Raw genomic sequence first — 25868 nt, forward strand, 5'->3', positions numbered from 1 at the left:
GCCGGAAGGACGAGCCCGTGGACGCCCCGTCCGCGGGAGAGTGGGGTCCTCAGCCGACCTCGGAGACCTTGGTCGCCGTGGCCCTGCGGCCGCGGAGCAGGTCGACCGTCACGACCACCACGAAGTAGACGAGGAACAGGAGGCGCAGCACGGCGAGCAGCTCCAGCGCGCCGGGGCCGGTCCACGGCAGCTCGGGCCAGGTCTGCCCGGGCAGGACGAGGACGGCCCAGTGCGCCAGCTCGACGAGCTGCCAGGCCGCGAACTCCGGCCAGCGCCGGCGGGCGAGGACCACGAGGGGCACCAGCCACAGCACCTGCACCAGCGAGTAGTCCGTCCCGAAGAGCACGAACACGGCCAGGACCAGGAAGGAGACCTGCACCACGCCCGGGTCCTGGCGGGCCACGAGGGCGGCCACGAGCACCCCCAGGAGGCACAGGACGAGGGTCAGCAGCACCCCCTGCCCCGTGCCCGCCGGGGCCGTCCCGATCAGCGCGGGCACGAGCCGGCCCCACACGCCCCAGAACGAGGAGTCCGCCACGGGCCGCTGCGCGAGCGTCCCGAGGCCGGCCGTCCAGCGGTCCCAGGACGTGACCACGGAGGGTCCGTTGACCAGCGCCCACGTGAGCACGGCGCCCAGGAGCACCAGGGCGAAGTCCCGGAACTGCCGGCGCCGGGCGGCGAGGAACAGGACGGCGAGCAGCGCGGCGACGGGGAACAGGGCCACGGACGCCCCCAGGCCCAGGAACACGCCCGAGGTCGTGCAGCTGCCGCGGGCGTGGAACAGCAGCGCCAGCACCAGGAACAGCACCGCCCACAGGTCCCACGTGGTGAAGCCGGCGAGCAGCACCGCGGGGGCGATCGCCATCACGAGGGCGTCCGGCCCGCGCCCCACGGACCGGTGGACGGCCAGGACCGTGGCCAGCCACACGAGGACCAGCAGCAGGACGGGCAGCTCCGCGAGGGCGCCCCGGTCCGCCTCGGCGCCCAGCAGCATGGAGAGGTTCGCGGCGAACCAGCCGACGACCGTGGTGATCATCCCGACGAGCGGCGGCGCCGCCGCGTCGGGGCCGCTCGCGAGGAGGCTCCCGCCCGCCGGGGCGGTCCCCGCGCACAGGTCGGGGAAGCGCTCGCCCCCGCCGGGGGCCCGGCAGGGCAGGCGCAGCAGCCACGCCATCGCCGCCGCGTACAGGACCAGTCCTGCCACCAGGAGCGCGCCGCCACCGCGCCGCCGGATCCTGACCGTGCTCATCGTCCGCCTCCTCGTCCGCGCAGCACGTCCGCCGCGACCCGCAGCACCAGGTACCCGACCGCCGCCGTGTGCAGGGCCACCGCCGCGAAGTAGACGTCCTCCGCGGCCTCGGCACCCGGCAGCTGCGCCGTGGCGTGGCCCAGCCAGGTGAAGACGGCCGCCCAGTGCACCACCTCGACCAGCTGCCAGACCACGAACTCCCCCGTCCGGAACCGTGCCAGCACCAGCAGGGGCACGAGCCACAGGACGAACTGCGGCGAGTAGACCTTGTTGGTGAGCACAAAGGCGGCGAGCACCAGGAACGCCAGCTGCTCCAGGGACGGCTCCTCCCGGGCCGCGAGCCCGAGCACCAGCACCAGCACGCACGCGAGGCCGAACGCGGTGAACGCGAGGACGTTGATCCGCTCGGCCGTCAGCGGCTCGCTCCCCAGGCGGGGCACCGCCACGCCGTTCCACCAGTGCCAGACCGAGGAGAAGCCGGCGCCGCGGTCCTCGCTGAAGCTCCAGAAGTACCCCCACTGCCGGGGGTCCAGCAGGAGGAGGGGCAGGTTGGTGGCCGCCCACGCCCCGGCGGCGCCGGCCGTCGCCCGCAGGGCGGGGCCCGGCTCGCGGCGCCGGACCGCCAGCACGACCAGCGCGCCGAGGACCAGGAACGGGAAGAGCTTGAACGCGGTGCCGAGGCCCAGGAGCACCCCGCCCAGCTCCCACCGCGAGCGCCGGAACGCGAGCAGGGCCAGGACCGTGCACAGCACCGGCCACAGGTCCCAGTTGATAAGCGCGGTGACCACCACGCCCGGGGCCAGGGCCGCGAGGAGGACGGGGAGCGTGCCCGCGCCCATCCGCCGGAGGACCAGGACGACCGCCGCCCACAGGCCCGCCAGGAGCAGGGCGTTGACGTCGAAATATATTCCTTGAGCAGCATGAATACTGCTCGTCGGCGAGAGCACGTGGGCGGCGATGCCGGTCAGCGCCGCCACGACGGTCTGCAGCACCGGGTACTCGAGCAGCGCGGACGGGTCCAGGTAGGGGAAGCGCCCCTCGGCCATGCCCGTCGAGGCATACAGGGTGGGGAGGTCGGAGTAGCACAGCTGCAGGTAGGTGCCCGGGGCTTCCCAGGAGGTGAGCCGGCACGGGAGCCGCACCAGGTACGCGAGCAGGACGGCGTACAGGGCGGCCCCGGCGAACACCCACGGGCTGAGGCGCGGCCCGGCCGTTGCGGCGGCCGGGCGGGCCGGAGCGCGCTCCCCCGCGTCCGGTCCGGCCGGGGGCGGGCCGGGCCGGGGGCTCACAGCGCGTCCGCCGCCCAGGCCCGCAGCCTCCGTTCGGCCTCGTCGGCGCCCAGCTCCCCCTCGTCCAGGCGCAGGTCCAGGAGGAACTTGTACGCCCTGCCCACCACGGGGCCCGGCGGGACGCCGAGCACCGCCATGATCCGCTGCCCGTCGAGCTCCGGGCGCACGGCCTCGAGCTCCTCCTGGGCGGACAGCTCCGCGATCCGCTGCTCGAGGTCGTCGTAGGCCCCGGACAGCCGGGCCACCTTGCGCCTGTTGCGGGACGTCACGTCCGCCCGGGTCAGCCGGTGGAGGCGCTCCAGGACGTCGCCGGCGTCCCGCACGTAGCGGCGCACGGCGGAGTCGGTCCACCCGGCCTCCCCGTAGCCGTAGAAGCGCATGTGCAGCTCCACGAGCCGGCTGACCTTCTTGATGGTGTCGTTGTCGAAGCGCAGGGCCCGCATCCGCTTGGCGGTCAGCTTGGCGCCCACCACCTCGTGGTGGCGGAAGCTCACCGCGCCGGAGTCCTCGAAGCGGCGGGTGGCGGGCTTGCCGATGTCGTGCATCAGGGCCGCGAAGCGCAGGACGAAGTCGGGGCCGGGCACGGGCCCGTCCGGGCCGGACTCCAGGGCCGCGGCCTGCTCCATCACGGTCAGGGAGTGCTGGTAGACGTCCTTGTGCCGGTGGTGCTCGTCGATCTCGAGCTGGAGCGCGGGCACCTCCGGCAGCACGATCTCCGCCAGCCCGGTGGTCACGAGGAGGTCGACGCCCTTCCGGGGGCGGCGCCCGCAGACCAGCTTCACCAGCTCCTCCCGGACCCGCTCCGCGGAGACGATCCCGATCCGCCCCGCCATGTCCGTCATGGCCCGCTGCACCTCGGGGGCCACCTCCACGTCCAGCTGGGCGGCGAAGCGCGCGGCCCGCATCATCCGCAGCGGGTCGTCGGAGAAGGAGTCCTCGGGGGTGCCCGGGGTGCGCAGCACGCCGGCGTGCAGGTCCTTGATCCCCCCGTGGGGGTCCACGAGCTCCAGGCCGGGCAGCCGCAGGGCCATCGCGTTGATCGTGAAGTCGCGGCGGTACAGGTCGTCCTCGAGGGAGGTGCCGAACGCGACCACCGGTTTGCGGGAGGTCTCGTCGTAGGCCTCGGCCCGGTAGGTGGTGACCTCGAGCTGGACGTCCCCCTTGCGCATCCCGATCGTGCCGAAGTCCCGGCCGATCTCCCACACGGCGTCGGCCCAGCCCTGGACGACCTCGAGCGTCTCGTCCGGGCTCGCGTCGGTGGTGAAGTCGAGGTCCAGGGCGGTACGGCCCAGGAAGAGGTCGCGCACCGGCCCGCCCACGAGCGAGAGGTCGTGGCCGGCGGCGGAGAACTGCCGCCCGAGGTCGAGGGCGGCAGGGTGGATCGAGGAGGGATCGAACAGCTGCGTCATGGTGCCGCCCATTGTTCCAGACCCGGGACCCGGGGCCGGGCGGGCCCGGGAGGGCCCGGCGCGGCGGGAGCGGGCCGGTGGGAGCGGGGGCCGCCCGACGCCCGGGGAGCACCCAGCGGCTCCGGCGGGAGCTCGGCGGATTGTGGCTAAGGTAGGAGGCATGGCTTTCCCCGTACCCAGCGCTCCGAAGAAGCGGCCGTCCACACCGGCCGCCGCGCTGCCCACGGTCGAGGAAGTCTCCGCCGGCGGGATCGTCGTCGACCTCGCCACGCCCTCGCACCCGGTGGCCATCATCGCCCGCATCAACCGGGGCGGACGCCTCGAGTGGTGCCTGCCGAAGGGCCACCCGGAGAACGAGGAGACCAACGAGGAAGCCGCGATCCGCGAGATCGAGGAGGAGACCGGGATCGCCGGGGAGGTGCTCAGCCCGCTGGGCAGCATCGACTACTGGTTCACGGTCTCCGGGCACCGGGTGCACAAGACGGTCCACCACTTCCTGCTGCGCGCCACGGGCGGGCACCTCACCACGGACAACGACCCCGACCACGAGGCCGTGGACGTCGCCTGGGTGGACATCGACGACCTGGGCCGGAAGCTGTCCTTCCCCAACGAACGGCGCATCGCGGACATCGCTCGTGAATACATCATCCACCAGCTCTGAGCCGGCGGGCGCCCGGCCCGGCGAGGCGCGGGCCCCCGCCCCGGCCCGGCGCTCCGGCGCGGCCTCCAGCGCCATCATGGCCTCGGGCACGCTCGTCTCCCGCGCCCTCGGCTTCGTCAAGGCCGTGCTCATCACCGTGGCCATCGGCTCCGTCACGACCATCGCGGACATCTTCGAGCTGGCCAACACCCTGCCCAACCTCATCTACGTCCTCGTGGCCGGCGGCATCTTCAACGCGGTGCTCGTCCCCCAGATCATCAAGGCGTCGCGGAACAACGAGGACGAGGGCGCCGACTACATCTCCCGGCTGATCACCCTGGCGGTGCTCGCGCTGCTGGGCGTGGCCGCCGTCGTCGTCGTCCTCGCGGGCCCCATCATCCGGGTCATGGGCACGGACTGGGACGACGGCATGCTGGCTCTGGGCACCACGTTCGCGCTGTTCACGTTCCCCCAGATCTTCTTCTACGGCCTCTACACGGTGGTGGGGCAGGTGCTCAACGCCAAGGGGGCGTTCGGCGCCTACATGTGGGCGCCCGTGCTCAACAACGTGGTGGCCATCGCGGCGCTGCTCGTGTTCATCCAGCAGTTCGGCGCCTACCAGCAGGACCCGCACACCCTCGGGAACTGGACGACGGCCAAGACGCTGTGGCTCGCGGGCACCGCAACCCTCGGGGTGGCGCTGCAGGCCCTGATCCTCTTCCTCCCGCTGCGGCGGCTGGGCCTGGGGCTGCGGCCGAGGTTCGGCTGGCGCGGGATCGGGCTGTCCGCGGCCGCCCGGCTCGGCGGCTGGACCCTCGCCACCGGCGTCCTCGCCAACCTCGCCTTCCTGGTCCTCACCAAGGTCGCCGCGATCCCCACGGCCTACCGCCCGGAGTACCTCGCGATGGACCCGCCGCAGCAGATCGCCGGCGTGACCGCCCTCAACCAGGCCTCGATGCTCTACTCCCTGCCGCACGGGGTGATCGGGCTGTCCATCGCCACGGTCCTGTTCAACCGGATGGCCGCCGCGTCGACGGACGGGGACCGGGAGGGCATGGCCGCGTCCCTGTCCTCGAGCCTGCGGATCACCGGGGTGGCCACGGTCTTCGCCACCGTGGCCCTCATCGTCTACGCCGGGCCGCTCGGCATGCTGTTCAGCGGCGGCGTCCCCTCCGCCGGGGCCGTGGTGGGCCAGGTGGTCGCGGTGATCGCGATCGGCGCGCCGTTCATGTCCACCTCCTTCATGCTGGGCCGGGCGTTCTACGCCCAGGAGGACGCCCGCACGCCGTTCTTCGTCCAGGTCGGCGTCGCGCTGTTCACCGTGGCCTCCGCCGCGGCGATCTGGCGGCTCGTGCCCCCCGAGCACATGATCTTCGCCGTCGCGGGCTGCTACGCCGCCCAGAACGTCCTGAGCACCCTGCTCTACCACGTGGTGCTCACCCGGCGGGTCGGGGACTACGGCGTCGCCCGGATCCTGGAGTCGCACGTGCGGATCCTCGCCGCGTCCCTGCTCGCCGGGGCCGCCGGGGTCCTGGCCCTGCACCTGCTCGGCGGCTACGACCCGGCCGGCTTCCCCTGGGCGAACCAGCTCACCGCGGTCGTGACCCTCGCCGTGGGCGGCGCCGTGATGGGCGTGGCCTACCTGGTCGGGCTGAAGCTGTTCCGGGTGCAGGAGCTCGACGGGCTGCTGCGCCCCGTGCTCGCCCGACTCGGGCGCTGACCGCACGGCCCGGCTCTCCCGGAGCGGGGGGCCGGACCGGTAAAGTGCTGTCTGGCCCGTGACCTGGGGCAGGGCGACCGCCCGCGTCCCGTCCGGCCCGTCCCCACCCCGAATTCCGGCCCCCGCGAATTCCAGACCCCCAGGGAGCGAACGTGCCCGCACCGATCAAGCTCGGCTCCGTCCTCGGCGGCCGCTACAAGGTCGTCTCCGACGTGCTGGCCACCGCCGAGGGCGATCACGTGCTCGAGGGACAGGACCAGGTCCTCGGCCGCCACGTGTCCATCCTCCTGCCCGCCGAGCGCCACGCGCCGCTGCTCGTGGAGAACGCCCGCTCCATGGCCAACGGCACCATGAGCGCGCCCTTCCAGATCCTGGACCTGGGGCAGGCCGACGCCCACACCTACCTGGTGACCTCCCACGCCCCCGCGGCGGACATGCTGGACTCCCTGCTCGTGGAGCCGGACGAGGTCGAGGACGAGTCCCTCGGCGACGACATCTTCGGCGCCCCGCGCGCCGGCGGCGGCGGCGCCTACCTGTACGACGAGCCGGAGCCCACGAGCCCCACGCCCGTGGTCGCCCCCGAGCCCGCAGCGGAGCCCGCCGGCGACGGCCGCGAGGCCGCTCCGGAGCCCAAGGTCACCCGCTGGGAGGACGACGACTCCTACGACGACGCCGCCCCCGCCCCGTCCGTGCGCACCCGCCTCGGCCGCCCCGTGCGGGTCAGCGCCGCCTCGACCCGCTCGACGCTCTTCGACCGAGCCGCCGCGAGCGGGACCGCCGCCGTGGCCGGGCGCACCGCGAGCACCGACATCGACCCCGGCTACGACGGCGACAACCGCTACGAGAGCTGGTCCGAGTCCCACCCGGAGAAGCCCTACGCCGACCCCGCGGACGAGCCCGCCGCACCGGCCGCCCCCGTGCCGCCGCGCGGTGACGACCCCGGCCGCTCCCGGCACGGCGGGCGGGGCCTGCTGGTGCTCCTGGCCGTGCTGGTGCTCCTCCTCGTGGGGGCCGTGGTGTTCAGCTTCGACCGGCTGGGCGGGCTCTTCGGCGGGCAGGACGCCCCGCGGCCGGAGGCGAGCGCCCCGCAGGACGCCACGCCCGCGGCGGAGCCGACCGCCCAGCCCAGCCCGGAGGCGAGCCCGACGGTCTCCGGGGCCAACCCGGACCCCGCGACCGTCTCCCGCGTCGTGCCCGGCAACCCCGGCTACATGGCCGACCAGGACCCCCAGCTGGGCCAGGCCGTCGACGACAACCCCGCCACGTACTGGATCAGCTACGGGTTCTCCGACCAGAGCTTCGGCGGCGTGGTGCCCAGCGTCGGCCTCGCGGTGGAGCTCGAGGAGCCCGCCCCGGTGCGGGCGGTGCGGCTCAGCCAGTCCTCCGGTTCGGGCGGCCTCTTCGACGTGTACGTCAACGACTCCCCCAGCCTCGAGGGCGCGCAGCAGGTGGGCTCGGGCTCCTTCACCGGCCCGGACATCACCGTCCCGCTGACGGGGGCAGCCCAGGAGTCCGACCACCAGTACGTGATCGTCAACTGGACCCAGCTGCCGCAGCTGACCAACCCCATCGCCGGGTACGACTACGGCCTGCGGATCGGCGAGATCGAGCTCGGCTGAGCCCGCTCCTCCCCCGGTGCCGGGCGCTGACGGCGCCCGGCACCGGAATATCCGCCGCGCGGCACCCGTTGTGCCAGTGGTCCCCGCGGCCGGGCGCGCCCGGCCGCCCCCTGTACGGAAGGTCAGCAGAACAGTGAGCCCCGACTTCGGTCCCGTCATCAACGCCCTGAACCTCGCCCCGAAGAACGACGAGCCGACGGTCACCGAGCAGGACGACACCGTCCACGATGTCATCATCGTCGGCTCCGGCCCGGCCGGGTACACCGCCGCGATCTACACCGCGCGCGCGAACCTCTCGCCGATCGTCTTCGCCGGCTCCGTCACCGCCGGCGGCGAGCTGATGAACACGACCGAGGTCGAGAACTACCCCGGCTTCATCGACGGGATCATGGGCCCGGAGCTCATGTCCAGCATGCAGCAGCAGGCGGAGCGCTTCGGCGCCGACATCCGCTACGAGGACGTCGTCGCGCTCGAGCTCGAGGGCGAGGTCAAGACCGTGACCCTCGAGGACGGCTCCGTGCACCGCGCCCACGCGGTGATCATCGCCACCGGCTCCGCCTACCGCGAGCTGGGCCTGCCCGACGAGAAGCGCCTCTCCGGCCACGGCGTGAGCTGGTGCGCCACCTGCGACGGCTTCTTCTTCAAGAAGCAGCACATCGCCGTCGTCGGCGGCGGGGACTCCGCGCTCGAGGAGGCCACCTTCCTCACCAAGTTCGCCGACAAGGTCACGATCATCCACCGTCGCGACAGCTTCCGCGCCTCGGAGATCATGCAGCAGCGCGCCTTCGACGACCCGAAGATCGAGGTGCTCTGGAACGCCGAGGTCGTGGGCATCAACGGCGCCGACAAGGTCGAGTCCGTGACCGTGCGCGACACCCAGACGCAGGCGACGTCCGAGCTGGCGATCACGGGCCTGTTCGTGGCGATCGGCTCCGACCCGCGCACCGGCCTGGTCAAGGACCAGCTCGAGCTCACCGTGGACGGGACCATCGCGGTGGACGGCCGCAGCTCCACGACGAGCCTCGCGGGAGTCTTCGCCGCGGGCGACGTCGTGGACTCCACCTACCGCCAGGCCATCACCGCCGCGGGCTCCGGCTGCGTGGCGGCCGTCGACGTCGAGCACTACCTGGCCGCGCTCGAGAGCCGCTCGGTCCTGCACAGCTGAGCCCGCCCGGGACGAGGGCGAGGGCCCCTCCTCCCGGCATGGGACATAATCGAACCGGATCCGCCCTTCGCACCGTTCCAACCGAGGGCCGCCCGGCACGCGCAGCGCGTGCGGGACGGCCGGACAAGGAGTCATCATGAGTGCCGCCAAGAACGTCACCGACGCGAACTTCAAGACCGAGGTCCTCGAGGCCGACAAGCCCGTCATCGTGGACTTCTGGGCCGAGTGGTGCGGCCCCTGCCGGATGGTCGGGCCCGTCCTGGACGCCATCGCCGCCGAGCACGCGGGCGCCGTCGAGGTCGTCAAGCTCAACGTGGACGAGAACCCCGCCGTGGCCTCCCAGTACGGCATCACCTCGATCCCGGCGATCTACCTCTTCGCCAAGGGCGAGCTCGTCAAGAAGTCCGTGGGGGCCAAGCCGAAGAGCGCCCTCGAGAAGGAGTTCGCCGACTACCTGACCGCCGGGAACTGACCGGGCCCACCGGCATCGGACCCGCTCGCGCACTCATCCGTCCCCTCCCCCAGCGGGGTGGGGACGGATGAGCCGTTGTCAGCCCGACCCGCTCCGGCACCGCCAGACGACCCGACGACCCGTGGGACACCTGTGAACCTCGACGACACCGACCCGATGCTCCGCCGGACCATGACGAGCCGGCGGGTGGTGAGCCTGCGGGAGCGCCTGCTCCGCGCCGGCAGCTCCGTGGCGTACCTCGCTCCGCAGGACGTCAACGACCCCTCCTACTTCGACGACCACGTCGACGCCGCCGTCCGCGCCTTCCAGCAGGAGCGCGGGCTCATCGTCGACGGGCTCGTGGGCCCCGAGACGGACCGGGCCCTCAACGAGGCGCAGTACGCGCTCGGCGACCGCCCCCTCTACTGCGACGACGAGCACCCCCTCCGGGGCGACGACGTCACCATGCTGCAGCACAACCTGTCCCGGTTGGGCTTCTACTACGGCCACCTCAACGGCGTGTACACGCGGAACACCCACCACGCCGTGCTGGAACTGCAGCAGAGCCTGGGCCTGCCGGCCACAGGGGTCGTGGACCGGGAGACGATCGCGGCGCTGGCCCGGATCAACAAGAACATCACCTCCTCGAAGGCCTTCTCGCTGCGGGACTACCACCGTCTCGAGCGGGCCACCTCCGCCCTGCGCGGGCGGTCCGTGGTCCTCCTGCCCTCCCGCTTCGCCGGCCAGACCCCGTCGGCACACGCCCCCGAGGACTTCGTCGACCGCTCCGACGAGATCACCCGCGACGTCGCCGTGCGCGCCTACGAGCTGCTCCACGAGATCGGCGCCCGGCCCACCGTGGTCTGCACCGGGGGGACCCTCGTCGACCGCAGGGGCCAGGAGGTGCGCACCGTGGACCGGGTGCACGAGGTGACGGCCACGGAGCCCGACTCCGTGGTGGTGTCCCTGCACTGCGACTGGAACCGCTCCCCCGCCGCCTCGGGCGTGGCCGCCTACTACTGGGGCGAGCAGGACGGCTCGGAGATCTACTCCCCCATCGGCGAGCGGGCCGCCGCCCTCGTGCTCCGCGAGATGGCCGCCCGCACGGGGGCCCTCGACCTCGGCTGCCACCCCCGGCAGTGGGAGCTCCTGCGGTCCATGGACGCCCCCACGGTGTGGCTGGACCTCGGCTACCTCTCCAGCCCGGCCGACGCCTCCGCCCTGGCCGACCCGGAGCACCGCAACCACCTCGCCGAGGCGGTCGTCTTCGGCCTCCAGCGGATGTTCCTCCTCTCCGACGACGTGCCCACGGGCACCATGCGGCTGGACGACGTCGCCGGGTTCAACGGCCTCTGACCCTGCCCGTTCCCCCCTCCGCTCCCGGGACGACGAACGGCCCCGGTGTTTCACGTGAAACACCGGGGCCGTTCGTCGTCCTGGCAATGAGCCTCAGCTGCGATCGACGTTCGGGTCCAGCACCTCGATGATCCGGTTGAGGTCCTCCACCGACGCGAACTCGATGGTCATGCGGCCCTTGCGGGAGCCGAGGGCAATCTTCACGGCGGTGTCCAGCCGGTCGGAGAAGGCCTCGGCGATGTAGTCGAGCCGCTCCTGGTGGCGCCCTGCCGGGGCCGGTGTGCGCTTGCGGGACGGCCCCGATCCGTCGGCCATGGCGACCGCTTCTTCCGTCGCTCGGACGGACAGCCCTTCCGCGACGATGCGCTGGGCAAGCCGTTCCATGGCCGCGGGGTCGGCCAGCGAGAGCAGCGCACGGGCGTGCCCCGACGAAAGCACCCCCGCCGCCACGCGCCGCTGGACGAGCGGCGGGAGCTTCAGGAGGCGGATGGTGTTGCTGATCTGCGGTCGCGAGCGGCCGATCCGCCGCGAGAGCTCCTCCTGCGTGGCGCCGAACTCCTCCAGCAGCTGCTGGTAGGCGGCGGCCTCCTCGAGGGGGTTCAGCTGGCTGCGGTGCAGGTTCTCGAGCAGGGCGTCGCGCAGCAGGTCGTCGTCGGACGTCTCGCGGACGATGGCGGGAATGGTCTCCAGGCCGGCGCGCTGGGTGGCCCGCCAGCGCCGCTCACCCATGACCAGCTCGTAGGACTCCTCGCCGTTCTCCCGGCTCGGCCGGACCACGATCGGCTGCAGCACCCCGAGCTCTCGCACGGAGTACGCCAGCTCCGCCAGCTCCTCCTCGTCGAACACCTGGCGGGGCTGCCTCCGGTTCGGGTGGATCGAGGCCGTGGGGATTTCGGCGAACGTGGCGCCGGGCACCGAGGCGAGCTCGGGCTCGCCGCCCGTTTCACGTGAATCATCCGAGCGGGTCGGGGTTTCACGTGAAACGTCGGACGGGGTGCCCGTTTCACGTGAAACGTCGGACGGTGAGCCGGCCGTCGCATGCTTGGCGTTGGCGCCCGGGGGCGCTACCGATGCGGTGCCAGACGGCTCCACCGGCAGACCTTCGTCCTCCGCGCCTGTCACGGATGCCGAGTTCGCCTTAGCAGCGGCGGCCGCGGTGCCCTCCGAGGACGTTTCACGTGAAACGTCGGTCGCTCCCGGTGTCTCGGAAGCCGCGTCGGTCGTGGGTCCGAGCGGCGCATCCCCGCCCGGACCGTGCGCAGCGGCGGGGTCGGCATCGGCGGGCGCCGCCGACGGGAGGAAGAACATGTCCGAGGGCCGGCTCACCAGCGTGGTGTTCCGCAGCGCCTCGCCCATGTCCATCCGCGCCTTCATGACCTTCTGCCGGGCCGCAGGGCTGATCGGGCGCGACGCCGCCGGGGAGGTGCGACGGCCGGCCTTGGAGTCCTTGCCGCCCTCGCCGTCACCGGCCTGAGCGGCGGTGGGTGTGGCCTCCGACAATGTTTCACGTGAAACGGACGCGGACCCCTTGTTCGGCGCGGGACGCTCGGCGGTCCGGCGCTCCGGGCCTGTGCGACCGGCCTCGGTCTTCCCCACGCCAGAGGGCGAGGTCTTCTCCTTCTCGACTGTGGGACCCTCGGTCCTCTTCGGGACGGGAGAAGCGGTGGGGGAGACGGCGGGGTCCGCCGGGGGAGCCTCCGCCGCGTCGGGCTCCGGAGTGGCGGGGGGTGCGCTGGGAATGAGCGCCCCCAGTCCGCGGCCGAGACCTCGTCGTCGTTCGCTCACGATGTTCCTTTCGTCCGGAGGCAACGCGGACAATTCTAACGGAGCACACCGGGGCCGGCGGACGTTTCACGTGGAACATGCAGTGCCCAGGACAGCGCTGACCCGTGTGCGCGAATGCGGGCACAACGACCGACGCCCGCCTCCGAGGGGGCGGGCGACGGTCGTGGGGAAGGGTGCGTCAGCGGTTGCCGCGCAGGGCGATCTCGGCCGCGGCCTCGAGGTACGAGAGCGCCCCGGTGGAGCTCGGGTCGTAGCTGATGACGCTCTGCTGGTAGCTCGGCGCCTCGGAGATCCGCACGGACCGGGGGATCATCGTCTCGAGCACCTCGGCGGGGAAGTGGGTGCGGACCTCCTCCGCCACCTGGGAGGCGAGATTGGTGCGGCCGTCGTACATGGTGAGCAGGATGGTCGAGACCTTCAACTCGGGGTTCAGGTGCTTCTGGATCATCTCGATGTTCTTCAGCAGCTGGCTGAGTCCCTCGAGGGCGTAGTACTCGCACTGGATGGGGATCAGCACCTCGGTGGCCGCCACGAAGGCGTTGAGGGTCAGCAGGCCAAGGCTGGGCGGGCAGTCGATGAAGACGTAGTCGAGCCGTTCCAGTCCCTCGGCCTCGCGCTGCTTCGCATAGGCCTCGAGCGCCCGGCGCAGCCGGTGCTCGCGGGCCACCATGGAGACCAGCTCGATCTCCGCGCCGGCGAGGTCGATGGTGGCCGGGACGACCCAGAGGTTGTCCGCCTCGGCCGACTTCTTCACGACGTCCGCGATGGGCATCTCATCGATCAGCACGTCGTAGGTACTGTCCACCTCCGAGCTGTGCTCGATGCCCAGAGCGGTGGAGGCGTTGCCCTGGGGGTCGTTGTCGATGACCAGGACGTTCTGCCCCTGGCGCGCCAAAGCCACGGCGAGGTTCACCGACGTGCTGGTCTTGCCCACGCCGCCCTTCTGATTGCTGATCGTGAAGACCCGCGTCGCGGCGGGCCTCTCCAGCTGGACCTTCTTCAGCCGGGCACGGCGTCTGGTCTCTTCCACGAGCTTCCTCCCCAGCGGCGTGTCCTCCGCCGTCGTTGTCGTCATCTTGGACAAGACTCCGTCCGTTTCACGTGAAACACGAGTTCCCCGATCAGGAACAACCCTTATCGTTTGCTCAATGGGATCCGGGGGAAACTCCGCGCCCAGGTCCCTGCGGTCATCCGCGCCGTGGTCGTTCGGCATCCGACTGCGCACCTTCCCGGTTCGTCTCGAACTCGTTCCGTCGGGGCACGCCTCCCCGGGGAGGGGTGCCAGGGCTCGTGCCGCGGCTCCGCCGGCCGGTCGACCGACCGGTCGGGGCACGGGGTCCGCGGCACACTCCTCCCAGCCTACCGCCGCGACGGGCAGCCGCCGGGGCGGGGGAGGGGAGCCGCTCAGAGCTGGACGCGCACCACGGTGGTGGGCTCCTCGAGCAGACCGGCGCCCGCCGAGACGATGTCGGTCGACCGGACCCCGTAGCGGTCGAGCTTCCGGCGGGCCATCTCGATCTCCTCCGCCGCCGAGCGGCCCTTGAGCGCGAGCAGCTCACCGGTGCCGCGCAGGAGAGGGAGGGTGATGTCGACGAGACCCACGAGCGCGGAGACCGCCCGGGCGGTGACGACGTCCACGTCCCCGACGTCGTCCTTCGCCTGCTCCGCCCGGGACCGCAGCACCCGGACGTTGGTCAGCCCGAGGTCGGCCACGACCTCCTCCAGCCACTGCACGCGGCGCTCGAGGGGCTCGATGAGGGTGATCTGCAGATCCGGGCGGGCCAGGGCCAGGCACAGGCCGGGCAGCCCGGCGCCGGAGCCGACATCGGCCACGCGCGCGCCCTCGGCGATGAGCTCCTCGACGACCGCGCAGTTGAGCACGTGCCGGCTCCACAGGCGGGGCACCTCGCGCGGACCGATGAGGCCGCGCACGATGCCCGACGACGCCAGGTGCGCCACGTAGCGCTCGGCGAGGTCCATCCGCTCGCCGAACAGCTGCTCGGCCGCGGCGCGCTCCCGCGCCTCGGGCACCGGCGGCTCCTGGGGAGCGGGGGCGGCGCGCTCTTCGGCGGCCATCAGCCCTCCGAGACGGACACGACGATGTGCCGCTCCGCCCCCTCGCCCTCGGACTCGCTGAACAGCCCGTGCTCGGCGACGACGTCGTGCACGATCTTGCGCTCGTAGGCCGACAGCGGCTCGAGGTGCACCCGCGCCCCGTTCTCCTGGGCCTCCCGCACGGCTGCGAGGGCCATCTCCTGCAGGGCGGCCGCCCGTCGTGCGCGGTAGCCGCCGATGTCGAGCACCAGGCGGGAACGGCGGTCGGTCGCGGCCAGCACGGAGAGGCGCACGAGCTCCTGCAGGGCCTCGAGCACCTCCCCGTCCTCGCCGACGAGGGCGGCGAGGCTCTCGCCGTCCTCGCCCTCCGCGACCACGGACAGGTAGGTGCGGCCGTCGCGGACCTCGATGTCGATGTCGCCGTCGAGGTCCGCCGTGTCCAGCAGCTCCTCGAGGTAGTCCGCCGCGACCTCGCCCTCCTCCTCCAGGGGGTCGAGGGAGGGGCCGTCCGCCGCTGCCGGAGCGGCGTCGCCGCCGGCTGCGGGCGCCTGCGCACCGGCGTCGTCGGTCGTGTCCTGCTCCGCCGCGCCCTGGGGCTCGGCAGGCTGCGGCTGGTCGGTGTCCTGCATGGTCTGCCGGATCTCGGTCATCTCGTCTCCTGGGGGCCGTGGGAGCACGGGTCCGGCCGTCGCCGGGCCCGTGCTCGGGAGGTGGTCGGGCAGGGGAGTCCGGGGGTGGTCACCCGGCCTGTTTCTTCCTGGCCTGCTGCTTCTGGCGCTTCTTGCCCACGGGCTGCTGCCGCTGCCCGGCGGCCGCACGGGCGCGCTGCTCCTCGACCTCGGCCTCGTGCTCCTCCTTGGACTTGCCGACCGGGGGCAGGCCCTTGGCGGCGCGGCGCTCGTTGAGCTCGCGCTCGGCCTCGGAACCGGGGGTGGGGTTGTTGCGGATGACCCACCACTGCTGGCCCATGGACCACACGTTGGAGACGGTCCAGTAGATGAGGACGCCGATGGGGAAGTTGATGCCGCCGATGGCGAAGACCAGCGGGAACAGGTAGAGCATCATCTGCTGCTGGCGGTACATGGGGGAGGCCTTGGCGGTCTCGCTCATGTTCTTGGCCGTCAGCTGCTTCTGGGTGAAGAACTGCGAGGCGGACATCGCGACGATCATCACGACCGCCAGGACGATCGTGGCCACGTGGTTGCCGCTGCCCGGGTTCAGCAGGGTGGAGAACAGGGGCGCGCCGAAGAAGGTCGCCTCGTTGAAGGACTCCACGGTGGCGGCGTCCAGCACGTGGACGCCCTCTCCGGCGGCCGCCGACTTGGGCACGCCGTTGAGCACCTGGAACAGGCCGAAGAAGATCGGCATCTGCACGATGATCGGCAGGCAGGCGGAGAACGGGTTGGACCCGTGCCGCTTGTACAGCTCCATCTGCTCCTGCGCCATGGCCTGGCGGGAGAGCTGGTCCTTCTTGCCCTTGTACTTGGCCTGCAGCTTCGCCATCTCGGGCTGCAGCTCCTGCATGCCGCGCATGGACTTGATCTGCTTGAGGAACAGCGGGATGGTCAGCGTGCGCATGACCAGGGTCAGGCCCACAATGGAGAGCACCCAGGTGATGCCCGCCGCGGGGTCCATGCCGATCGTGGTGAGCAGCTGGTGGAACAGCCACAGCACGGCGGAGACGACCCACCTGAAGGGGAAGAGGATCATTTCGAACAGGTTCATGGGGAAGGCTCTCCTTGGGCCGCGGGACCGGTGTCCCGGGCGTGGTCGTGCTGGTGGCGCTCGGCCAGGGCGGGGTGGTTCAGCAGGACGATCTTCGGCAGGGACGCGAAGTCCGGGAAGGTCCGTCCGCCGTCCGGGACCCTGTCGATCCCCCCGGCCGCCCAGGGATGGCAGCTCAGGAGCCGCCGGACGCTGAGGCCGAGGCCGCGCACGGCGCCGTGCACCGTCACGGCCTCCAGGGCGTAGGCGGAGCAGGAGGGGAAGTACCGGCACACGTCCCCGTAGAGGGGAGAGACGATCCGGCGGTAGAACTTGAGGAAGGCGATGAACGCGTTCTGGGGGAGGAGGCGGACCGCCTGCCAGGCCGAGGCGGGGCGGACGAACTCGTGCGGAGCCGCCGCGAGGAGGTCCTCGGGCGCGTGAGCGTGCTCGCTCATGACTGGGGCTCCTCCCGTCCGGTGGATCTCTTGTCGGGTGCCGGAGCGCGGTCCGCGGCCCTGGACGACGCCGAGCGCCACGCCCGGGCGTAGTCCCCGGCCAGCTCTTCCCACTGCGCGCCGGCCGCCGGGGGCAGCGCGCGCACCACGACGTCCCAACCGTACGGCGACTGCCTGACCGTCGTCTGGGCGAGCTCCCGCAGGCGGCGCTTCACCTTGTTGCGCCGCACGGCGTTGCCCACCGCCTTCGAGACCACGAACCCGAAGCGGGTCGGGGCGCCCTCCCCGGTGGGACGGGCATAGACAACGACGTTCCGGCGCCCGTTGCGGGCGCCGGAACGCGTGGTGGCCTTGAACTGGGTCGAGGTCCGGATGCGGTGCTGCTCAGGCAGCACGGATCTGCCCCTGCACGGCCGAGGGCGGCGCTGGCCGGCGGACGGCCACCCGGGACCGGGTGGCGCACCGGGGCGCCGGGGTCGACACGGTCGGGATCAGGCGGAGAGCTCGGTGCGGCCCTTGCTGCGGCGGGCGGCGAGGATGGCGCGGCCCGCACGAGTGCGCATCCGGGCACGGAAGCCGTGCTTCTTGGCGCGACGGCGGTTATTCGGCTGAAAAGTCCGCTTGCTCACTGGTTACTCCAAAGACGTCGTGGTGCGCGACCGCCGTCGTCCTCGGCGCGGTGAGCGGGGCGAGGGGGCGGGCGGGCACAGCAGTGCTGGTGGTTGCGTCCGGGCATGCTCGACTGCAGGGCCGTGGACACAAGAGACTAGCCCACCCTAGACAAGGAGGGGTGGACGGTCAAATCACAGGGTCCGGTCCGGCCGTCACCGGGGCGGGCACGGGACGGGCCGAAGGGGTCGCGCAGAAGGTCGGGAACGGGGGTCGAGGCGGGAGCCGGCCCGGCGTCGTCCCGGGGGCAGGAGCACCGGAGGACACCAGGGCGGGTGTGCAGTCCACATCCTACCCACAGGTGTGCACGGATCTTGATCACATCCTGTGGAAAACCTTCGGCCCGGGTTCCGCGGAACGGCGCGGATCCGGGGTCGAACTACAGGGATGTAGTTCCCGGAGCGCCCGGAATCCGGCTAGGAGGAGGCCCGGAGCATGTCTTAGGCTGGCACTCGCGGCTGGCCCCCGACAGCTTTTCCACCGTTGTGAACAACGCTGTGGACAAGCCCCACGTTCCGGGCCCGGACGACCGGTCCACCGCCTCGGAACTCGACGGCATCTCGACCAGATGACAGACGACATGACAGCAGGAGTACGCGTGGGCACGCAGGACAATCAGGCGCTCAGCGCGCAGTGGGCCGAATGCGTGCAGTACATGTACGAGGACCCCATGACCACCGGGCGCTACCGGGGTTTCATCTCCCTGGCCCAGCCGCAGGGCCTGATCGGCACCACCCTGCTGGTCGCCGTCCCCAACGAGCTCACCCGCGAGTTCTTCCAGAACCAGATGGCGTCCGTGCTGCGCTCCGCCGTGGGCCGCGCCTTCAGTCCGGAGACGCTCGTGGCGTTCGTCGTCGACGCCGACCTCGAGGCGGCCCCCGCCCCGGAGCCGGCGCCCGAGTCCGGGTTCCCCTCGATCGCCGAGCTGGAGGCCGAGCGGGGCCACACCGACGTGCCGGCCGGGGCCGACCGCAGCCGCGCCGCCGACCCGTTCGCCACCGACTCGCGTCCCACCGATTCGCACTTCACCGACCAGCCGTCGCTGCGCTTCCCCGTCCCGCCGAGGTCCGAGGAGGCGCCCCGCTCCGTCGCGGCCGCCGGTTCCCGCACCCTGCCGCCGCCGCGCGACCCGCAGGCCGCCCCGCCCCGCCGGCCCGCCCAGGACACCGGCACGGCGCCGGCCGTGGTGGGGGAGTGGGACAGCTCCGCGCGGCTGAACCCCAAGTACGTGTTCGATTCGTTCGTGATCGGCCAGTCCAACCGCTTCGCCCACGCGGCGGCGTTCGCCGTGGCCGAGACCCCCGCGAAGGCCTACAACCCGCTGTTCATCTACGGGGAGTCGGGGCTGGGCAAGACCCACCTGCTCCACGCCATCGGCCACTACGCCAAGCGCCTCTACCCCCAGGTGCGGGTGCGCTACGTGAACTCCGAGGAGTTCACCAACGACTTCATCAACTCGATCCGCGACGACGAGGGCTCCTCCTTCAAGGAGATCTACCGCAACGTCGACATGCTCCTGATCGACGACATCCAGTTCCTGGCGGGCAAGGAGCACACGCAGGAGGAGTTCTTCCACACCTTCAACGCGCTGCACAACCACGAGAAGCAGATCGTGATCACCTCGGACATGCCGCCCAAGCAGCTCACGGGCTTCGCCGAGCGCATGCGCTCCCGCTTCGAGTGGGGCCTGATCACGGACGTGCAGCCCCCGGAGCTCGAGACCCGCATCGCGATCCTGCGCAAGAAGGCGGTCAGCGAGGGCATGGACGCCCCCGACGACGTCCTGGAGTACATCGCCTCCCACATCTCCACCAACATCCGCGAGCTCGAGGGCGCCCTGATCCGCGTCACCGCGTTCGCCTCGCTCAACAAGCAGTCGGTGGACCTGCCCCTGGCGGAGCTGGTGCTCAAGGACCTCATCACCGACGACGGCGCCCAGGAGATCACGGCCGCCTCGATCCTGGCCCAGACCGCGGTCTACTTCGACATCAGCCTCGAGGAGCTCAAGAGCAAGTCCCGCACCCGCACCCTGGTGACCGCCCGCCAGATCGCGATGTACCTGCTGCGCGAGCTCACCGACATGTCCCTGCCGAAGATCGGCCAGGAGCTCGGCGGCCGGGACCACACCACCGTGATGCACGCGGACCGCAAGATCCGCACCCTCATGGCCGAGCGCCGGCAGATCTTCAACCAGGTCACCGAGCTGACCAACCGGATCAAGCAGCAGCAGCGCGAGGGCTGACCGTCCGATCGACACCGCCCCGGAAGGGCCTCCCGGACCACCCGGGGGGCCCTTTCTTGTCATTCGTCCACAGGCAGGATCCGCGGCGGGCCGCGGCCGACGACCCTCCCGTGCACAGGATTTCCGCCGCTGTGGACGCGCTGTGCACAGGCGCGGATCAACACCTGTGGATAAGATTGTGGACATCGGGCGCTCCACGGTGGAGAAGCCCTGCGAACCTGTTGGCGACGGTGTGGACGCCGCGGAACGGCGCGGATCTCGTCCACCGGGACAGCCCGTTCCGGTGGACCGGGAAGCACAGGAACTCAACAGGCCGGCACCATATGGAACATGGCCGAAAGGCAGTTATCCACAGATTCCACAGGGGTTATTAACACTCCCATCCTTAAAGAGATCTCCGGCCAAACAACAAGAATCCTGTGGTCCCGGCCCCGATCCCGGTCGCTCCGACCGGCGAATCCCAAGAACCGGGGCGCTCGTGGCGGAATGGCCGTCCCGTGAACGGGACGGATACGATGCAGAGGGCGAACGCCCTGTCAGCACCGCTGCGTCCCCGGGAACACCGCCTCGCCGCCCCTGTCCAGACTGAAAGGCAGCAACCTCTCGTGAAGTTCTCCGTCGAACGCGATGTTCTGGCCGAGGCCGTGACCTGGACCGCCCGGTCCCTGTCCCCGCGTCCTCCGGTCCCCGTGCTGTCCGGTCTGCTGATCCGCGCCGAGGCAGGCTCGCTGTCGATCGCGAGCTTCGACTACGAGATCTCGGCCCGCCTGTCCATCAGCGCCGACGTCCAGGAGGAGGGCACCACCCTCGTCTCGGGCCGGCTGCTCGCGGACATCTGCCGCTCCCTGCCGTCGGCGCCCGTGGAGGTCCAGGCCGACGAGGGCAAGGTCACGCTGACCTGCCGGTCCTCCCGCTTCAACCTCGCGGCGATGCCGGTCGCCGACTACCCCGAGCTCCCGGCGCTGCCGGAGGTCTCCGGCGTGGTCGCCGGCGACGAGTTCGCCCACGCCGTGGCCCAGGTGAACATCGCGGCCAGCAAGGACGACACCCTGCCGATCCTCACCGGCGTGCGCGTCGAGATCGAGGGCGAGAAGATGACGCTGCTCGCCACCGACCGCTACCGCCTCGCGATGCGCGAGCTCACGTGGCGTCCGGCCTCGAGCGACATCTCCACCGCCGCGCTGATCAAGGCCCGCACCCTCAACGACATCGCGAAGACCCTCGGACCGGCCGGGGACATCAACATCGCGCTCTCCGACTCGGCCGAGCTGGTCGGCTTCGAGTCCGGCGGCCGCCGGACCACGAGCCTGCTCATCGACGGGGAGTACCCCAAGATCCGCTCGCTGTTCCCCGAGCACACCCCGATCACCGCGGCCGTGCGGACCTCCGACCTGGTCGAGGCCGTGCGCCGCGTGTCCCTGGTGGCCGAGCGGAACACCCCGGTGCGGCTCGCCTTCACCCAGGGCCAGGTCGCCCTGGACGCCGGCACGGGGGAGGACGCCCAGGCCTCCGAGATCCTCGACGCGCACCTCACGGGCGAGGACATCACCGTGGCCTTCAACCCCACGTACCTGTCCGAGGGCCTGCACGCCTTCGCCTCGGAGTACGTGCGCTTCTCCTTCACCGCGCCCCCGAAGCCGGCCGTGCTCTCCGCGCAGGCCGAGCCCGAGGGCGAGGACAAGGACGACTACAAGTACCTGCTGATGCCGGTCCGGCTGCCCAGCCAGTGACCGGCCGGCCCCTGCGCGGAAGCTGCTGATCCCGGAGTGTTCGTCGACCACCTGTCACTGCTCGACTTCCGGACGTATGCCCAGCTGGACATACGTCTGGCGCCCGGGATCACCGTGTTCCTCGGGCCCAACGGCGTGGGCAAGACCAACATCGTGGAGGCCCTGGACTGGACGGCGGACCTGTCCTCCCACCGGGTCTCCTCCGACACGCCCCTGATCCGCTTCGGCGCCGAGCGCGCGATCGTGCGCGTGCGCGTGCGGCGGGGCGGGCAGCAGACGGTGCTCGAGTTCGAGCTCAACGAGGGCCGCGCCAACCGGGTCCGGATCAACCGGGCGGCGCCGGTGCGGGCCCGGGACGCCCTGGGGGTCGTGCGCACGGTGCTGTTCTCGCCGGAGGACCTCGCCCTCGTGAAGGGGGACCCGTCCCACCGCCGGCGCTTCCTGGACGACCTCGCGAAGTCGATGCGCCCGGTCCTGGCCGGCACCCTCGCCGACTACGAGAAGGTGCTCAAGCAGCGCAACGCGCTGCTGCGGTCGGCGCGGACCTCCGGCCGGTTCTCGGAGTCCCACCGCTCGACGCTCGCCGCGTGGAACGAGCAGTTCGCCCGGGCCGGGGCCACCATCCTGCACGCCCGGCTGCAGCTGCTCGACGTCCTCGCCCCCGAGGTCGCCACCGCGTACGGCCAGCTCACCGACGGGACCAAGGCCACGACATTGCGCTACGTGTCCTCGGTGCTGCCCGAGAGCGCCGGAGGGGACGTGGCCCAGCTGCGCGGCTTCACCCCCGCGGACCTGTACCAGCTGTTCCTCGATGCCTGCGAGGCCTCGGAGCGGCGGGAGATCGAGCGGGGGATCACGCTGCTGGGCCCGCACCGGGACGAGCTCGAGCTGCTGCTGGGGGAGGCCCCGGCCCGCGGCTACGCGTCCCACGGGGAGACGTGGTCCTTCGCCCTGGCCCTGCGCCTGGGCTCCTGGTACGTGCACCTCTCGGACGACCCCTCGGAGGGCGCCGCCCCCATCCTGATCCTGGACGACGTCTTCGCGGAGCTGGACGCCCGGCGCCGGAGCCGGCTGGCCTCGATCGTGCGCACGGCCGAGCAGGTGCTCGTGACCGCGGCCGTCGAGGAGGACCTGCCCGCGGAGCTGGTGGCCGGTCCGCACGACGTGGTCCGCGTGGGTCCGGGCACCGCGGTCCGGACCGACGAGCCGGCGCCGTCGTCGTGAGCGGGGACGACCGGAGCGCCGCGGGCGGCGCCGGGAGCCACGGCAGTCCCGGGGAGGACCCCGAGAACGTCGTCCGGATCGACGACGAGATCGACGCTCCGGCCGCCCTGCTGGCACGGATGCGCCGGGCCGCGGAGGCCCGCGGCGACGGCAGGCTCTACGGGGCGGCCGCGCGGCGCAACCTCAAGGGCTTCGGCGCGGCCATGGAGTCGGCGACGGCGTCCCCGGCCGAGCGCCGGCGGCGCCGGGGCAACGACGTGGACCCGCGCGCCCTCGGCGGCTACTCGGGGGCGGGCCGGTCGGCGCGGGACCCCCGGGGCGTCGGCTCGGTGCTGGACTCGCTGGTGGCGGGCCGGGGCTGGAAGGCGCCGGTCGCCGTCGGGTCCGTGCTCTCGCGCTGGGACGAGCTCGTGGGCCCCGGGATCGCGGGGCACTGCCGGCCGGAGAGCTTCGACGAGACCGTGGTCCGGGTGCGCTGCGACTCGACCGCCTACGCGGCGAACCTGCGGCTCATGGTCCCGCAGCTGCTGCGCATGTTCGACGAGCACCTGGGCGAGGGCATCGTCACCCGGATCGAGATCCTCGGCCCGGCGGCGCCGAGCTGGAAGCGCGGCCGCCGCTCGGTGCGCGGCCGAGGCCCCCGGGACACCTACGGGTGAGGTCCCGCAGAGCCTCCCGGAAGGCTCCCGGGCCGAACGGCTGAGCGGCCCCGTGGCGCGCCGGGCACCCCGGGGAGCGATCGGGTGGTGGTGGAAGGCCCCCGAATTCGTCCTGGAGGCCTTTTGCGGCCGCTGACGGGCACTCCCGGCACGCCGGGCGCCCGCTTTTCCGGTAGAATCGTGACCAGACAGCAATCGACGGACCGGGTCCCACGGCCGAGCGCGGGACCCCCGACCGCGGCGCGGGCGCCCGGGACCGTCGAACCGTTCCGCCCCTGCACGAGCCGATGAGCCGCCGCACGTCTCATCGGCGTTCTCCTGTGCCGTCCGGAACGTGCGACGCCCGACAGGAGGAGCCAGGAACCCGTGACAACAGAGGATCCGAAGAAGCGCGAGTACGGTGCCGGTGACATCACCGTCCTGGAGGGCCTGGAGGCCGTCCGGAAGCGACCCGGCATGTACATCGGCTCGACCGGCCCGCGAGGGCTCCACCACCTGGTCTACGAGGTGGTGGACAACTCGGTCGACGAGGCCCTGGCCGGGTACTGCGACCACATCGAGGTCACCCTGCAGGCGGACGGCGGCGTCAAGGTCGTGGACAACGGCCGCGGCATCCCGGTGGACATCCACCCCACGGAGGGCCGGCCCACGGTCGAGGTCGTCATGACGATCCTGCACGCGGGCGGCAAGTTCGGCGGCGGCGGGTACGCCGTCTCCGGCGGCCTGCACGGCGTGGGCATCTCCGTGGTCAACGCCCTGTCCCGCCTCGTCGAGACGGAGGTCCGGCGCCAGGGCCACGTGTGGCGGATGTCCTTCGCCGACGGCGGCAAGCCGCAGGGCGAGCTCGTGCAGGGCGAGGCGACCGACGAGACCGGCACCACCCAGGTCTTTTACCCGGACCCGGAGATCTTCGAGACCGTGGACTTCGACTTCGAGACCCTGCGGGCGCGCTTCCAGCAGATGGCGTTCCTCAACAAGGGCCTGAAGATCACCCTGACCGACGAGCGGCGCATGGAGGAGTCCGGCGAGGAGATCGCCGGCTCCGCGGCCAACCCCGCGGCCGGGGAGACGGTCGAGGGCCAGGACGGCGGCACCGACGTCCCCCAGCTCAACCACCTGGGCAAGGACCCCGCCGGCCACCGCCGCGTGGTCTACAAGTACGACAACGGCCTGCTCGACTACGTCACCTTCCTGAACACCTCCAAGAAGGCCGACCTCGTCCACGGCGACGTCATCGACATCGAGTCCGAGGACTCCGAGCGGAAGATGTCCCTCGAGCTCGCGATGCAGTGGACCACGGCCTACACGGAGTCGGTGCACACCTACGCCAACACGATCAACACCCACGAGGGCGGCACCCACGAGGAGGGCTTCCGCGCGGCCCTGACCACCCTGGTCAACCGGTACGCCCGGGAGAACAAGCTGCTCCGGGACAAGGACGAGAACCTCACCGGCGACGACGTCCGCGAGGGCCTCACCGCGGTCATCTCGATCAAGCTCGCCGAGCCGCAGTTCGAGGGCCAGACCAAGACCAAGCTCGGCAACTCCGAGGCCAAGACCTTCGTCCAGCGCGAGGTCAACGACCGGTTCGGGGACTGGCTGGAGCGCAACCCGGCCGCCGCCAAGGAGATCATCCGCAAGGCGATCAACGCCTCCCAGGCGCGGCTCGCCGCCCGCAAGGCCCGGGAGACCACCCGCCGCAAGGGCCTCCTGGAGTCCGGCGGGATGCCGGGCAAGCTCAAGGACTGCTCCTCGAAGGACCCCTCGCTGTCCGAGATCTACATCGTGGAGGGCGACTCCGCCGGCGGGTCCGCCGTCCAGGGCCGCGATCCCGCCCACCAGGCGATCCTCCCGCTGCGCGGCAAGATCCTCAACGTGGAGCGGGCCCGCCTGGACCGCGCCCTGTCCAACACCGAGGTCCAGTCGATGATCACCGCGTTCGGCGCGGGCATCGGCGACGACTTCGACATCGCCAAGGCGCGCTACCACAAGATCGTTCTGATGGCGGACGCGGACGTGGACGGCCAGCACATCACCACGCTGCTGCTGACGCTGCTGTTCCGGTTCATGCGCCCGCTCATCGAGCACGGCTACGTCTACCTGGCCCAGCCGCCGCTGTACCGGATCAAGTGGTCCAACGCCGCGCACGACTACGTCTACTCCGACGCCGAGCGGGACGCGGCGGTGGCGCGCGGGCTGGCCAACAACCAGCGCCTGCCCAAGGACAACGGCATCCAGCGCTACAAGGGCCTCGGCGAGATGGACTACACCGAGCTGTGGGACACCACGATGGACCCCGACCACCGGACCCTGCTCCAGGTGACCATGGAGGACGCGGCCGCCGCCGACCAGACGTTCTCGGTGCTCATGGGCGAGGACGTCGAGTCCCGCCGCGAGTTCATCCAGCAGAACGCCAAGGACATCCGGTTCCTCGACATCTGACC

23 protein-coding genes are annotated in these 25868 nt (G+C 71.8%); 12 read left to right on the forward strand and 11 right to left on the reverse strand.

Annotation, left to right across the window (positions count from 1 at the left end):
* Positions 1–49 precede the first annotated feature (49 nt).
* The 3 genes from IEW07_RS02690 to IEW07_RS02700 are packed head-to-tail and all read right to left on the reverse strand — an operon-like array spanning position 50 to position 3947.
* Entirely contained in the window at positions 50–1249 is a 1200-nt protein-coding gene (locus IEW07_RS02690; protein WP_188534303.1) for a glycosyltransferase 87 family protein, read from the reverse strand.
* Positions 1246–2538, reverse strand: coding sequence for a glycosyltransferase 87 family protein (locus IEW07_RS02695; protein ID WP_188534304.1), 1293 nt, complete (start codon positions 2536–2538; stop codon positions 1246–1248). The genes IEW07_RS02690 and IEW07_RS02695 overlap by 4 nt, the downstream gene beginning before the upstream one ends.
* On the reverse strand, positions 2535–3947 hold the full coding sequence (locus IEW07_RS02700; RefSeq protein ID WP_188534305.1) for a CCA tRNA nucleotidyltransferase: 1413 nt from the start codon (positions 3945–3947) through the stop codon (positions 2535–2537). Before IEW07_RS02700 ends, IEW07_RS02695 begins: the two co-directional genes overlap by 4 nt.
* 160 nt (positions 3948–4107) lie before the next feature.
* Between IEW07_RS02700 and IEW07_RS02705 the strand changes: the two genes are divergently transcribed.
* The 6 genes from IEW07_RS02705 to IEW07_RS02730 all read left to right on the forward strand — a co-directional run bounded on the left by IEW07_RS02705 (position 4108) and on the right by IEW07_RS02730 (position 10898).
* Positions 4108–4608 carry an NUDIX domain-containing protein gene (locus IEW07_RS02705; RefSeq protein WP_188534306.1) on the forward strand — a complete coding sequence of 167 codons (501 nt, stop codon included), beginning with the start codon at positions 4108–4110 and terminating at the stop codon, positions 4606–4608.
* 76 nt (positions 4609–4684) lie between these two features.
* Positions 4685–6307, forward strand: a complete 1623-nt coding sequence (gene murJ, locus IEW07_RS02710) for a murein biosynthesis integral membrane protein MurJ (RefSeq protein ID WP_188534476.1) — start codon at positions 4685–4687, stop codon at positions 6305–6307.
* Between the two features lie 152 nt (positions 6308–6459).
* A complete protein-coding gene (locus tag IEW07_RS02715; protein ID WP_188534307.1) occupies positions 6460–7926 on the forward strand; it encodes a hypothetical protein in 1467 nt (488 codons plus the stop codon).
* Between the two features lie 166 nt (positions 7927–8092).
* Complete coding sequence (trxB, locus tag IEW07_RS02720) at positions 8093–9091, forward strand: thioredoxin-disulfide reductase (RefSeq protein ID WP_188534477.1); 999 nt, start codon at positions 8093–8095, stop codon at positions 9089–9091.
* Between the two features lie 136 nt (positions 9092–9227).
* Entirely contained in the window at positions 9228–9563 is a 336-nt protein-coding gene (gene trxA / locus IEW07_RS02725) for a thioredoxin (RefSeq protein ID WP_188534308.1), read from the forward strand.
* A gap of 132 nt (positions 9564–9695) precedes the next feature.
* Positions 9696–10898, forward strand: a complete 1203-nt coding sequence (locus IEW07_RS02730; protein WP_188534309.1) for a peptidoglycan-binding protein — start codon at positions 9696–9698, stop codon at positions 10896–10898.
* 93 nt (positions 10899–10991) lie between these two features.
* Here the strand turns inward: IEW07_RS02730 and IEW07_RS02735 are convergent, their stop codons facing one another.
* Positions 10992–12254: a ParB/RepB/Spo0J family partition protein gene (locus tag IEW07_RS02735; RefSeq protein WP_229741542.1), complete on the reverse strand. Its 1263-nt coding sequence runs from the start codon at positions 12252–12254 to the stop codon at positions 10992–10994.
* Between IEW07_RS02735 and IEW07_RS02740 the strand changes: the two genes are divergently transcribed.
* Positions 12205–12372: a hypothetical protein gene (locus tag IEW07_RS02740; RefSeq protein WP_188534311.1), complete on the forward strand. Its 168-nt coding sequence runs from the start codon at positions 12205–12207 to the stop codon at positions 12370–12372. The genes IEW07_RS02735 and IEW07_RS02740 overlap by 50 nt on opposite strands.
* A gap of 489 nt (positions 12373–12861) precedes the next feature.
* On the opposite strand, the gene IEW07_RS02745 is transcribed toward IEW07_RS02740, so the two are convergent.
* The 7 genes from IEW07_RS02745 to rpmH all read right to left on the reverse strand — a co-directional run bounded on the left by IEW07_RS02745 (position 12862) and on the right by rpmH (position 17529).
* Complete coding sequence (locus IEW07_RS02745) at positions 12862–13758, reverse strand: ParA family protein (protein ID WP_229741517.1); 897 nt, start codon at positions 13756–13758, stop codon at positions 12862–12864.
* A 329-nt stretch (positions 13759–14087) separates the two neighbouring features.
* Positions 14088–14759, reverse strand: a complete 672-nt coding sequence (gene rsmG / locus IEW07_RS02750) for a 16S rRNA (guanine(527)-N(7))-methyltransferase RsmG (protein WP_188534312.1) — start codon at positions 14757–14759, stop codon at positions 14088–14090.
* Positions 14759–15388: a Jag family protein gene (locus IEW07_RS02755; RefSeq protein ID WP_188534313.1), complete on the reverse strand. Its 630-nt coding sequence runs from the start codon at positions 15386–15388 to the stop codon at positions 14759–14761. Before IEW07_RS02755 ends, rsmG begins: the two co-directional genes overlap by 1 nt.
* A gap of 88 nt (positions 15389–15476) precedes the next feature.
* Positions 15477–16463 (reverse strand): membrane protein insertase YidC, encoded by a 987-nt coding sequence (yidC, locus tag IEW07_RS02760; protein WP_188534314.1) that lies wholly within the window; start codon positions 16461–16463, stop codon positions 15477–15479.
* Positions 16460–16900, reverse strand: a complete 441-nt coding sequence (gene yidD, locus IEW07_RS02765) for a membrane protein insertion efficiency factor YidD (RefSeq protein WP_188534315.1) — start codon at positions 16898–16900, stop codon at positions 16460–16462. Before yidD ends, yidC begins: the two co-directional genes overlap by 4 nt.
* Positions 16897–17295, reverse strand: coding sequence for a ribonuclease P protein component (gene rnpA / locus IEW07_RS02770; RefSeq protein ID WP_188534316.1), 399 nt, complete (start codon positions 17293–17295; stop codon positions 16897–16899). The genes yidD and rnpA overlap by 4 nt, the downstream gene beginning before the upstream one ends.
* A gap of 96 nt (positions 17296–17391) precedes the next feature.
* A complete protein-coding gene (gene rpmH / locus IEW07_RS02775) occupies positions 17392–17529 on the reverse strand; it encodes a 50S ribosomal protein L34 (RefSeq protein WP_019181680.1) in 138 nt (45 codons plus the stop codon).
* Positions 17530–18224: 695 nt separating this feature from the next.
* Between rpmH and dnaA the strand changes: the two genes are divergently transcribed.
* From dnaA to gyrB, 5 genes are all read left to right on the forward strand, one after another.
* Entirely contained in the window at positions 18225–19811 is a 1587-nt protein-coding gene (gene dnaA, locus IEW07_RS02780) for a chromosomal replication initiator protein DnaA (RefSeq protein ID WP_229741543.1), read from the forward strand.
* Positions 19812–20416: 605 nt separating this feature from the next.
* The gene (gene dnaN, locus IEW07_RS02785; protein WP_188534318.1) at positions 20417–21541 is read left to right on the forward strand and encodes a DNA polymerase III subunit beta; all 1125 of its coding nucleotides are present in this window, start codon (positions 20417–20419) and stop codon (positions 21539–21541) included.
* A 36-nt stretch (positions 21542–21577) separates the two neighbouring features.
* Positions 21578–22765 carry a DNA replication/repair protein RecF gene (gene recF, locus IEW07_RS02790; protein ID WP_188534319.1) on the forward strand — a complete coding sequence of 396 codons (1188 nt, stop codon included), beginning with the start codon at positions 21578–21580 and terminating at the stop codon, positions 22763–22765.
* Positions 22762–23424: a DciA family protein gene (locus tag IEW07_RS02795; protein ID WP_443093581.1), complete on the forward strand. Its 663-nt coding sequence runs from the start codon at positions 22762–22764 to the stop codon at positions 23422–23424. Before recF ends, IEW07_RS02795 begins: the two co-directional genes overlap by 4 nt.
* A gap of 366 nt (positions 23425–23790) precedes the next feature.
* Complete coding sequence (gene gyrB, locus IEW07_RS02800; RefSeq protein ID WP_188534320.1) at positions 23791–25866, forward strand: DNA topoisomerase (ATP-hydrolyzing) subunit B; 2076 nt, start codon at positions 23791–23793, stop codon at positions 25864–25866.
* The last annotated feature ends 2 nt before the right edge of the window (positions 25867–25868 follow it).

The sequence above is a fragment of the Kocuria dechangensis genome, from assembly GCF_014636775.1.
GTDB lineage: Bacteria > Actinomycetota > Actinomycetes > Actinomycetales > Micrococcaceae > Kocuria > Kocuria dechangensis.